At 63.2% G+C, this 10,940-nt stretch carries 9 protein-coding genes and 2 pseudogenes; 5 read left to right on the forward strand and 6 right to left on the reverse strand.

The window, feature by feature from the left end; all coding sequences use genetic code 11:
* Both AB4Y86_RS03630 and AB4Y86_RS03635 read right to left on the reverse strand, forming a co-directional pair.
* Window positions 1–632: NADPH-dependent F420 reductase (locus AB4Y86_RS03630; RefSeq protein ID WP_441400165.1), on the reverse strand; the 632-nt coding region annotated here is incomplete at its 3' end.
* Between the two features lie 144 nt (window positions 633–776).
* Entirely contained in the window at window positions 777–1,694 is a 918-nt protein-coding gene (locus AB4Y86_RS03635; protein ID WP_441400167.1) for a LysR family transcriptional regulator, read from the reverse strand.
* Between the two features lie 81 nt (window positions 1,695–1,775).
* On the opposite strand from AB4Y86_RS03635, the gene AB4Y86_RS03640 reads away from it, so the two are divergent.
* A complete protein-coding gene (locus AB4Y86_RS03640) occupies window positions 1,776–3,056 on the forward strand; it encodes an MFS transporter (protein WP_441400168.1) in 1,281 nt (426 codons plus the stop codon).
* A gap of 22 nt (window positions 3,057–3,078) precedes the next feature.
* Window positions 3,079–3,711 carry a hypothetical protein gene (locus AB4Y86_RS03645; RefSeq protein WP_441400170.1) on the forward strand — a complete coding sequence of 211 codons (633 nt, stop codon included), beginning with the start codon at window positions 3,079–3,081 and terminating at the stop codon, window positions 3,709–3,711.
* A gap of 65 nt (window positions 3,712–3,776) precedes the next feature.
* Here AB4Y86_RS03645 and AB4Y86_RS03650 read toward each other — a convergent pair whose 3' ends face one another.
* Window positions 3,777–5,855 (reverse strand): copper-translocating P-type ATPase, encoded by a 2,079-nt coding sequence (locus tag AB4Y86_RS03650; RefSeq protein WP_441400172.1) that lies wholly within the window; start codon window positions 5,853–5,855, stop codon window positions 3,777–3,779.
* A 239-nt stretch (window positions 5,856–6,094) separates the two neighbouring features.
* Between AB4Y86_RS03650 and AB4Y86_RS03655 the strand changes: the two genes are divergently transcribed.
* The 3 genes from AB4Y86_RS03655 (at window position 6,095) to AB4Y86_RS03665 (ending at window position 8,482) form a co-directional block, all read left to right on the forward strand.
* Complete coding sequence (locus AB4Y86_RS03655; RefSeq protein ID WP_441400174.1) at window positions 6,095–6,436, forward strand: YnfA family protein; 342 nt, start codon at window positions 6,095–6,097, stop codon at window positions 6,434–6,436.
* A gap of 89 nt (window positions 6,437–6,525) precedes the next feature.
* On the forward strand, window positions 6,526–8,118 hold the full coding sequence (locus tag AB4Y86_RS03660; protein ID WP_441400176.1) for an ABC-F family ATP-binding cassette domain-containing protein: 1,593 nt from the start codon (window positions 6,526–6,528) through the stop codon (window positions 8,116–8,118).
* A gap of 34 nt (window positions 8,119–8,152) precedes the next feature.
* The gene (locus AB4Y86_RS03665; protein WP_441400178.1) at window positions 8,153–8,482 is read left to right on the forward strand and encodes a hypothetical protein; all 330 of its coding nucleotides are present in this window, start codon (window positions 8,153–8,155) and stop codon (window positions 8,480–8,482) included.
* Between the two features lie 33 nt (window positions 8,483–8,515).
* Here AB4Y86_RS03665 and corA read toward each other — a convergent pair whose 3' ends face one another.
* The 3 genes and pseudogenes from corA to AB4Y86_RS03680 form a co-directional block, all read right to left on the reverse strand.
* Complete coding sequence (gene corA / locus AB4Y86_RS03670) at window positions 8,516–9,511, reverse strand: magnesium/cobalt transporter CorA (protein WP_441400180.1); 996 nt, start codon at window positions 9,509–9,511, stop codon at window positions 8,516–8,518.
* A gap of 7 nt (window positions 9,512–9,518) precedes the next feature.
* Window positions 9,519–9,746: pseudogene (locus AB4Y86_RS03675) on the reverse strand (Lrp/AsnC family transcriptional regulator); the annotation flags it as partial.
* A gap of 576 nt (window positions 9,747–10,322) precedes the next feature.
* Window positions 10,323–10,940 (reverse strand): annotated as a pseudogene (locus AB4Y86_RS03680) (patatin-like phospholipase family protein); the annotation flags it as partial.

Raw genomic sequence — 10,940 nt, forward strand, 5'->3', positions numbered from 1 at the left:
ATCTTCAGCGCAGTGCCCCAGTTGAAGTTCTCGTACGCCGGGTTGGCCTGCAGTGCCATCAGGAGCAGCTGGAAGCCTTCCAGTTCGCGGGCGTGGTGCAGGCCGCCGACCTGGAGCGGGCGGAGCCCGGCGGCGGTGACGAAGTCGGCGACCTCATTGCGAGCGTCCTCGGAATCCGAGGCGATGAAAACGTCCAACGGCTGGCCGGCCACCTCGCCGGCGATCAGGGTGCCGGCGAACGTGGTGTTGAATGCCTTCACGACGCTGGCCCCCGACGGGGCCAGCTTGGCAATTTCCTCCGCCGCGGAGGTGCCCGGGTCCACGACAAGGGAGTCGCAGGTTTCAAAGTTGATCGGATTGGTGATGTCGATGATGATGCGGCCGTCGAGGGCATCACCGTAGCCGCTGACAACCTCCTTGGCGGCGTCGAACGGCAGGGCGAGTACCACGATGCGGCCGGCGGGAGCCTCGGTGGAAGCTGCACCGGTGGCGCCGGATCCGAGTTCGGCTGCGAGCTTCTGTGCCTCTTCGGCGCTCTTGTCGAGGACCTGGATGGAGCGTCCGGCCGCGACCGCACGGGTTCCGATGCCGCGTCCCATGTTGCCGGAACCGATGATGGTGATGTCAGTCATGGTGCTCTCCCTAAAGAAACGGATCAGGTGAAGATACGGATCATTCGGTGGGACCAGGCCGTTGATCGGGTAACCAAATTGGCGATCGAATCTAGTCCGGCCCCGCTGAAAGTCAACCACTCCGGTGCAAGCCAAGACCACCCCTTATTCACTGTGAAGTTGTTGCACCTGCAGGGGAGCGCCCGTCGTTACGCGGCGGAATTCGCCGATCACCACGCGGTCGGCGGCGGTGGCCTGGCGGACGGCGGAGTGGGCCAATTGGATGCGCCACACCAGAGGCGTGTGGATGGCCCTGATCCCTGCCCCTTGGCCGCGCTGTAGCGCCGACTCGGGCAGGAAAGCGACGCCCAGGCCCTCCCGGACCAGGTCCGTGGCCATGGTGAAGGTCACCACTTCGGTGTGGACCGTGCGGTGCAGCCCCGACGTGGCGAAAGCTGCGTCCACCGTGGTGCGGTTTCCCCAGCCTTCGGGAAAGTCAATGAACGGCTCGTCTGCGATCTCGGCCAGGCTCACGCGCTTCCGGCCGGCCAGATGGTGGGAGTCGGGACAGGCAAAGACGATGGCCTCGGCATGCAGCGGGTACAGCTCGACGTCGGGCGCGGCCTCTTCGGGCACGGACACCAACGCCAGATCCAGGGCACCGGACCGGACATCCGCCAGGCTGGTGCGGGTTCCCTGGACCGTCTGGCGCAGCTTGATGACGATTCCCGGGTACTCGCGCCGGACTGTCCCCAGGATCTGCAGCACATCGACGGACCCGGCGTAGGCCAGCGTACCCAGGGCCACCGTCCCGCGGACCGTCCCGCGGACGGCGTCGACGGCGTCCCGTGCGGCCTGCACGTCGGCGAGGATGGTGCGGGCACGCGGGAGCATGGCCTCTCCCGCAGGGGTGAGGCGGATGCTTCGGCCTTGGCGGATGAACAGTTCCGAGCCGAGTTCGTGTTCGAGCTGGCGGATGGCTGCCGAGACGGCAGACTGGACGATGTTGACCCGCCGGGCAGCCTGGGTGAAGCTCAGCGCTTCGGCCACCGCGACGAAGTATTCGATCTGAAACAGCTGCATGGATTCATCATCGCCGATGACGATGGATATCAGCGCCAATAAGCGTTGGACGCGATTACTTTGGGGCCCAATACTGGAGGAATGACTCACACTCTCACCTCTCCCGCCCTTCGGGCCGACGCATCCCAGCAGGCGCACCGGCGCCGGCACGGACGCGGGTTCTGGATTGTCACCTTCGTCTTCATGGTCACGATGGCGTTTGCCGCCGCGCCGGCCCCGCTGTACGTGCTGTACCAGCAGCGGGGCGGGTTCAGCGCGTTCACCATCACCATCATCTTCGCCGCCTACGCTGCCGGTGTGGTGGCGAGCCTGTTTCTGGCAGGTCACATCTCCGACAGGTTCGGCCGCCGCAGGGTAATTGCGCCCGCTGTCCTGCTCAACGTCGTCGCGGCGCTGATCTTCCTCGTTTGGCCGGACCTTCCAGGACTGCTGCTTGCCCGGTTCGTCTGCGGCCTCGGCATCGGCATGCTCACCGCCACGGCCACCGCGCACATGACCGAACTGCACAGTGCGGCCCGCCCCGGCACCGGGTCACGGCGCGCCGAGGTCATCTCCACCGCAGCCAACATCGGCGGCCTGGGCCTGGGCCCGCTCATCACCGGCTTCCTCGCCGAGTATGTGCCGATGCCGCTCTACACCCCGTACGTGGTGTTCGCGTTTCTCCTGCTGGCCGGGCTGCTGCTGATCGTGACCGTCCCGGAAACCGTCAACAACGTCGACGACACGTGGGTCTACCGGCCGCAGCGGGTCGTCGTTCCCCGCGCCGCCCGCGGACAGTACGTGGCCGCGGCCATGATGGCCTTCGTCGGGTTCGCCATGTTCGGCTTCTTCACCTCCTTGGCGCCGTCCTTTTTGGCACGGCAACTGGGCATCACCTCGCACGTAGTGGCGGGCGCAGTGGCCTTCGTCGTCTTCGCCTCCTCGGCAGCGTTCCAGGTGCTCTCCTCCCGCTGGGAGCGCAGCAGGCAGTTCGTCGTCGGCCTGATCCTGTTGGGCGCAGGGCTCGGTCTTGTCACCGTGTCGATCGCTGCTTCTTCACTTCCGCTGCTGATCGCCGGCGGCCTGGTCGCGGGGTCCGGGGTAGGCGTGACCTTCAAGTCCGCGATCGGCACGGTCATCGCCATCTCCGCTCCGGAGACCCGCGGTGAAGCGCTGGCCGGGCTGTTCCTGGTCGGGTATGTCGGCATGGCAGTGCCGGTGGTGCTGCTGGGGCTGATCCTTCAGACGACCGCACTGGTTCCGGCCGTTGTGATGTTTGGCGCGGTTATGCTGGCACTGATAGTCATCACCGCTGTCACCCTGTCCCGCGCCTACGGCCGGGGCCGCCCCCTGCCCGCCGGTTCGCCCGTATCCTCGAAGTAGCCGATCCAAAGGAGAACTAATCATGGCTGGCTGGCAGGATACCCTTCCCCTCTGGGCCGCCGCCTGGGCGGCCGTCCGCGGGCAGTCCTCGGCCCCGGAGGGATCCGGAGTGGTCACCGCGGGTACACATTCCCAACCGGAGTACATCCTCGCGTGGCCCGGAACCGGCGCGGACCGTGCGGCGGAGACCGTCCGTCAGCGGCCCGGGGCCGTCCTGACCCTCGTTACCACCGACCCCGGAGCTGCGCTGGGCTACGCCGCGACCCTGGGGTTGGCCCCGGTGGGGGAGGCCGTGCTGCTCACCGCCCCAACCGAGGACCTGAACGCCGCGCCGGCTCTGCCCGAGAACGCCGAGCTTGCCCAGGCACCCCTGGAGCTGTATGACCTTGTGGAAATTTCCGTTTTCGACCACCCGGTCGCCAGCGGACGCGTCAGCATCGAGGACAGCCTGGCCGTCATCGGCAGCCTGCAGGCGGAGGCGACGGAAACCGGGAAGGGCTTTGAAGCGGCGGTTCTGGCGGCCTTGGCGGACGAGGCGTACGTGCACGGCGCGGACATCCTCTATACGGTCGTCAGCCAGGACCAGGTGGCGGCCTACACCGGCTGGGGTTGGACTGCGGCCGCCCACCTCATCAGTCTCGGCGCAGGCGCGTAAACCGAGAAACCCGATTGCTCATCACGGCGGCTCCGGACGCCGTGGCCATGGGGGAATGGAGCGCTTTAGCGGACCTGAGCCGGGTTCAGCTTTATGCGCCGCAGCAACTGCGCGTTCAGGGCGACCACAACCGTGGAGATGGACATCAGGACTGCGCCGGCGGCGGGGGAGAGCACCACCCCGGCGAAGGCCAGCACGCCGGCGGCCAGCGGCACCGAAATGACGTTGTAGCCGGTGGCCCACACCAGGTTTTGCCACATCTTCCGGTAGGCGGCCCGGGACAGGTCCACCATCGACAGGACAGCGCGGGGATCATTGCCGGCCAGCACCACTCCGGCCGATTCCATGGCGACGTCGGTGCCGGCGCCGATGGCGATGCCCACTTCGGCCCTCGCGAGTGCCGGGGAATCGTTGACGCCGTCACCGACCATCGCCACCTTCAGGCCGCGCCCCTGCAGCTCGGCAACCTTCTTGTCCTTATCTGTCGGGAGGACTTCGGCGAAGATCTCGTCGATCTTCAGTTCCGACCCTACGGCCGCGGCGACCTGCCGCGCGTCCCCGGTAATCATGGCGACCCTGATGCCGCGGTTCTGCAGGGCGGCAACCGCCTGGCGCGACTCTTCACGCACGGCGTCTTCCAGGCTGACGGCGCCGAGGACCCGGTTCCCGTCAAGGACGTGCAGCACGGCCGCACCACGGTCCATCCACGCCTTGGTGGTGGCAGCAAGGACTGCCGGTTCGACGACGCCGAGTTCCCGGAGCAGTGCGGGCCCGCCCACGGCGACGTCCCGGCCGTCGACCGTGGCGCGGACGCCGCGTCCCGTCATGGAGCTAAAGCCGGTGGCCAGCGGAACGTCCAGCCCCTGGTCCCGGGCGGCCCGGACGATGGCGCGCGCCACAGGGTGTTCGCTGTCTGCTTCCACCGCGGAGGCAAGGGCGAGCAGCTCTTCCCGGCTGACGCCGTCGGCCGCGGCTACGTCCTTGAGTTCGGGTTCGCCCTTGGTCAGGGTTCCGGTCTTGTCGAACAGGACGACGTCGATGGTCCGCATGCGTTCCAGCGCCATCCTGTTCTTGATCAGCACGCCGGCCCGGGCCGCCTGCTCGGTGGAAATGGCGATCACCAGCGGAATGGCCAGGCCCAGGGCGTGCGGGCAGGCGATCACCAGGACGGTCACGGTCCGTGTGACGGCCTCGGGGACGCTGCCCAGCAGCGACCAGACGATGAAGGTAATGACGCCGGCCCCCGCGGCGAAGTAGAAAAGGAACGCGGCGGCCCGGTCGGCCAGGGCCTGCGCCTTGGAGGATGACGCCTGCGCCTCGGCGACCAGGCGTTGGATGCCGGCCAGGGCCGTGTCATCCCCGATCGCGGTGACCCGCACCCTGATTGTGTTGTCGGTGGCGACCGTTCCGGCCACCACCGGGTCGCCGGCCGAGCGGAGCACGGTCTTGGATTCGCCGGTGATCATCGATTCATCAAACTCAGCCTGGCCGTCAACTACGACGCCGTCGGCCGGCATCCGGGCCCCCGACCGGACCAGGAGGGTGTCCCCGGTCCGGAGTTCAGAGACGCCCACCGTCTCGGTTCCAGCGTCCGTGATGCGTTCGGCCTCGTCGGGAAGCAGCGCGGCCAGGGCGTCGAGGGCGCCCTGGGCCGAGCCGAGGGCGCGCATCTCAATCCAGTGGCCCAGCAGCATGATGGCCACCAGCAGGGCCAGCTCCCACCAGAAGTCCAGCTCGAAGCCGCCGATGCCCAGGCTGGTGACCCAGGAAGCAACGAATGCGACGCTGATGGCCATGCCGATCAGCAGCATCATCCCCGGCTGCCGGCTCTTCAGCTCGTTGAGGCCGCCCTTCAGGAACGGCATGCCACCGTAGAAGAAGATCATGGTGCCCAGCAGCGGCGGGATCCAGGCCGCGCCGGGGAAGTCCGGGGGCAGGTAGCCGAGCAGATGCCCGAACATCGGGCTGAAGTAAACGACCGGAACGGACAAGGCCAGCGTCAGCCAGAACCGGTCCTTGAACATCGCAGTGCTATGCCCGGCGTGCTGGCCGTGGCTGTGGACTACGTGATCGTCGTCCGTGCCGTGGCCGGGCCCGTGTGAGCCGCGGGCGTGGTGGTCGTGATGCTGAGTGTGGTCTTCCAAAGGTTTTCCTCGAGACGATCGGCAGGCCGCTTACCAGCGGTCCGCATGTCGCACCTGTCAGTGTCCATTTTTCTTGCAGAACGAGGTGATGGGAGCTGTGGTTGAACGGCTGTGATGGCCGGGGGGCGTCGGCCGGGACATACCAGTTCACTGACAACGATTCAAAGATACCCCCAGGGGGTATAAAGTACAAGGGCCGGGCCGCTCCCGCATGCTTCCGGTGCGGCATGATGAAGGGCATGACCATCGCAAAGTCCGTGCTGCTGTTCATTCTGGCCGCAGTCGCTGAGATCGGCGGGGCCTGGCTGGTGTGGCAGGCCGTGCGGGAAGGACGCGCCTGGTGGTGGGCCGGGCTCGGAATCATTGCCCTGGGTCTCTACGGATTCGTTGCGACCCTTCAGCCCGACGCGCATTTCGGCAGGATTCTGGCCGCGTATGGCGGCGTCTTCGTCGCCGGGTCGCTGGCCTGGGGAATGGCATTCGACGGGTTTCGGCCTGACCGCTGGGACGTCATCGGATCACTGATCTGCGTCGCGGGGGTGGCCGTGATCATGTTCGCTCCCCGCGGCCCCGTTTCCTAGGGCCCGGCCAGGGGAGCCGACGCGTCAGGCCGTCCCGCCCGTTCGGGATAGTCTGAAGCGGCACCCCACCCCCTGAGAGGACAGCATTAATGAGCCTGATCCGGCTGCATGACGTCAGCGTCCGCTTCGACAACACCCAGATCCTCCGTGAGGTGTTCTTCCGGCTGGAACCGGGCGACCGGGTGGGCCTGATCGGCAAGAACGGATCCGGAAAGACCACCATCCTGAAGCTCATCCTCGACCAAGTGGCTCCGGACACCGGCACGGTCAGCGTGGAGCTCGGGACCCGGGTGGGCTACTTCTCCCAGTTCTCCGAGCTGAATGGCGAGTCGACCATCACCGAGGTCCTGGACGGGCTGTTCGGCGAGATCAAGGCCGTCGAGGCCGAGCTGGCCGCCATTGACGCCGCCATCGCCGCGGAGCCCGCACCCGACGAACTGGACCGGCTGATCGGACGGCAGGCGGCACTGTTCGAGGACATGGACCGGCTCGATGGCTGGGACTACCCCCGCCGCATCGATACGGTGCTGACCACCCTGGGATTCGACGACGCACACCGTCACTGCCCGATCGACGCGCTGTCCGGCGGCTGGCGCAACCGCGCCGCGCTGGCCAAGAGCCTGCTCGAGGGCCCGGACGTCCTGCTGCTCGACGAGCCCACCAACTTCCTGGACGTGGCCGGCGTCGAATGGCTGGAGGGCTGGTTCCGTGACTTCAAGGGYGCCGCGGTGATCGTTTCGCACGACCGGAAGTTCCTTGACGCCGTCGTCACCCGGATCGTCGAGGTCGAAAACTTCCACCTGCACGAATACCCGGGGAACTTCGGCGAATACGTGGTCCAGAAGCAGTTCCGGCTCAAGACCCTCGAGCAGCAGTTCGTGCACGAAGCCGAACTCCTCGCGTTTGAAGCCGAGGGAATCGCAGACCGCCGCGAGGCCGCCAAGGCCGCCGGCCGCGGGCTGGGCAACCAGCTCGCCAAGATCAAGAAATCCCGCACGCCCCGGCCGGTGGACCAGATCGTCACCGAGATTTACGGCGGACTCCACGTGAAGGACGTCCTGTGCCGGGTGCAGGGGCTGGGGAAGTCCTACGGCGAGAAGCAACTGTTCGACGACCTGAGTTTCGAAATCCGCAAGGGAAACCGGATCGCGGTGCTCGGCGCCAACGGCAGCGGGAAGTCCACCCTGCTGAAAGTGCTCACCGGCGAGGAGAGCGCCGATGCCGGCGAGGTGGCCTGGGCCAAGGGCCCCGGCTTTGTTTCGTACAACCGGATGCTTGAGGACCTCGACGACGGCGACACCGTGTCCCACGCGGTTAACGCCCTGCCGGACAGCGTGGCCTTCAGCGCCACAAAGAAGTCAGTCAACCGTTTCCTTGCCATGTTCCAGTTCTCCGAGGCGGACCTTAAGCAGAAGATCGGCAACCTCTCGGGCGGCCAAAAAGCCCGCGTGGCGATGGCGCAGTGCCTGCTCTCCGGCGCCTCGGTACTGCTGCTCGACGAACCCACTAACCACCTGGACCTCAGCAGCACCCAGGTGATGGAGCGGGCGCTGCTGCATTTCCCGGGCGCCGTCGTCGTGGTCAGCCACGACCGTTTCTTCACCGAAAAAATCGCCACCCGCCGGCTCATCTTCGGAGCGGACGGCGCCGGTCGCGGCAAAATCGCGCAGCAAGCCGCCTGAGCGGAGGCTTGCGGTAACGCGGGATAATAGGGCTATGGCCGAACAGCGTCGGGAACCCGAGCGTGATCCGTGGGAGGAATTCGACCGGCTCCAGCCGGCTCCGCGGGACCGCGTCAGCGGATTCCCGGGTGGCGAGCCGCACGGTTTCGGTTTCCGCACCGGCGTGCGCAGCGCGCGCGTTGCCGTCGGCTTCGCCGTGTACGCCCTCGCCCTCGGCACCGTACTGGTCTCCCTCGGGGCGGTCTACTTCATCGGCCACGGGCAGTGGCTGTTGCTGGCTCTGATGGGATTGATCGAGACCGGGTTCGTGCTCGCCTTCGTCCGGCTCGTGGCCCAAGCCCGCAACCGGCGCCCGACGCCCTAGCTCAGCGCCTTAATCTGCACTGCCGCCGGGCTGTTAGAGCCAGCCCTTCCGCTTGAAGATGACATACATGATCGTCGCAGTGCCGGCCATCATGCCGATCGCCATCGGGTAGCCGTAGGTCCACTGCAGCTCCGGCATCCGTACAAAGTTCATGCCGTAGACGCCGGCCACGAATGAGGGCGCGAAGAAGATGGCGGCCCAGGACGAGATCTTTTTGACCTGTTCGTTTTGTTCCGCGCTGGCCTCGTTCTGACGGTTGGCGGTCAGCGTGCCGTCCAGGGTGAGCGCGTTCTGCAGCAGTTCACGGAAGGAATCGGCGCGGGAGATCAACCGCTCCACGTGGTCCTCGACGTCCCGCAGGCTGTGCCGCAGTTCCGAGTCCACCTCGTACTTCTCGAAGCCCCCCCGAAGGTGTTGCATCATGGCCGGCAGCGGGTGGATGGCCCGCTGGAAATGGATGACTTCCCGCGCGAGGTCGTAGATGCGCCGGGAAACCAGCGGGTCCCCGCTGAAGAGTTGGTCCTCGATCTCGTCGATGTCGTTCTCCAGCCCCGCCACCACCGGGAGATAGTCATCCACCACCTGGTCCAGGAGGGCGTAGAGGACGGCTTCCGGGCCGAGGCGCAGCAGGTCCGGGCGGCCCTCCAGCCGGTGCCGGACCTGCCCCACGACGCGGGTTTCGGCATGCCGGACGGTCACGACGAAGTTCCGGCCGGTGAAGACGTGAAGTTCGCCGAATTCCACGGTCTCCGATTCTTCCAAGTACCGGGCCGGACGGAGCACCGTGAACAGGTTGTCGTCGTAACGCTCCAGCTTGGGGCGCTGGTGCGCGGAAATCGCGTCCTCGACCGCCAGACGGTGCAGCCCGAACTCTGCCGAAACCGCGGCCATTTCCTCCTCGGTCGGCCGGTACAGGCCGATCCAGGCCATCCCGCCGAGCTCGGTCATGGTCTCGAAGGTCTGTTCAAGGCTGGTCGGGTCGGCCCTGCGGACGCCGTCAACGTACACGGCGTTGTCAATGATAGTCACCGGGACATTATCCAGTGTTTGGCTGGCGTTCCCCGGATGCAGTGCGGCGCGGGGTGGCCCTACCGGGGGCGACTGCGCTGCCCTGGGCCAGCCGGCTGATGAGCGGCTCGGTGCGGTACTGGATGTGGGTGTGCAGGGCGAGCACGGTTTCGGTCCGGATCACACCCTTGATACGCAGGATGGACCGCAGCGCGGCCTGGAGGTTGTGCGTGTCGGTTGCCACCACCCGGCACCAGTGTTCTAAATCTTCAGATGGAAATATAGGATTAGAGGTTCCTGTCATATCCTCCATATATTCTGGTAGTAACATTCTTAATGCAATGTCCATTCTGATTTCGCCTGCACGTATTAAGGTATGAATTTCACTGTCATGGAATCCGTCTAAATCTGTACGAAGCCCAGCTAAAAGCATCTCAATATCCTCTTTATCTGTAGAGCGAGGTGGCAATTGATAGTCTGGTAAAGTGATTTGGTCGGTATAGAAAGGATTATTATTCTTATCTAATAAAGTCTGGATAGGCTTACTAAGAATGAGTTGTAATCCTGGGTATATTTTGGGATCTAGATTACGTAACAATTTCCTTCTTAATACTACAATTTGACTATTAGAGGTGTCTAAAATCCTTTTATTCAATTCAAAATATGAAGGCTTCTCATTTTCTTTCCATACTTTTTCAGATGCAGAGGCATCTAAAACAATATAAATTTCATTTTTAGCTTTAGGAATAAATTTCATTGGTTCTTTTCTATGTTTTGCAAGTGCCGGATATTTATTTGTTTTAATCTCACCATCTGGCAAGATTAATGGTTCAGTCCCGATGTTATCGAATACTCCTCCATCAGAAAACCAAATTCTTCCAAATTGTAATAAAGGGCTTCCTTGCATTCTGTTTTCTGGATCACTAAATACCCTATCTTCTAGAGATAAAGAAATAGGGGAAAATAATACTGGAAAAGCTGCTGAGGTAGATGCAGCATAAGAAACCGTAATATCATCTATATTAGTTGTTTGTCCAATATAAGTTCCATACATATGATCAGTCGAAAAATAAAACATCCTCATAGTATCTAAGCATGTTGTATTGCAATACCAGTCTATAGGAAGACTTTTCAAGTCTTTCATTCGAATCCCCTCACATAGATACTCATCCAATAAATTTGGAAGTGCATTACTACATTTTTCTCGAATGGATTTAAAAGATAATGCTTGTTTTGTAAAGGAATTTGTAAGTAACTTTGTTCGCAGGTCGATTTGACCTAATTTTACTAAAGGGTTAATCACACGTTCTTCAAAATCATGTACATTTCGGAAGGAACCACCTTTATGTAGTGCAATCATGATAGCGGCAGCAGTAATACTTCCACCAGAAACAGAGCTAATACTGGATACAGATTGATCTAACTTACACTCAACTAAACGCTTATATCC

It is taken from the genome of Arthrobacter sp. 2YAF22_2 (genome assembly GCF_052114645.1).
Lineage (GTDB): Bacteria > Actinomycetota > Actinomycetes > Actinomycetales > Micrococcaceae > Arthrobacter.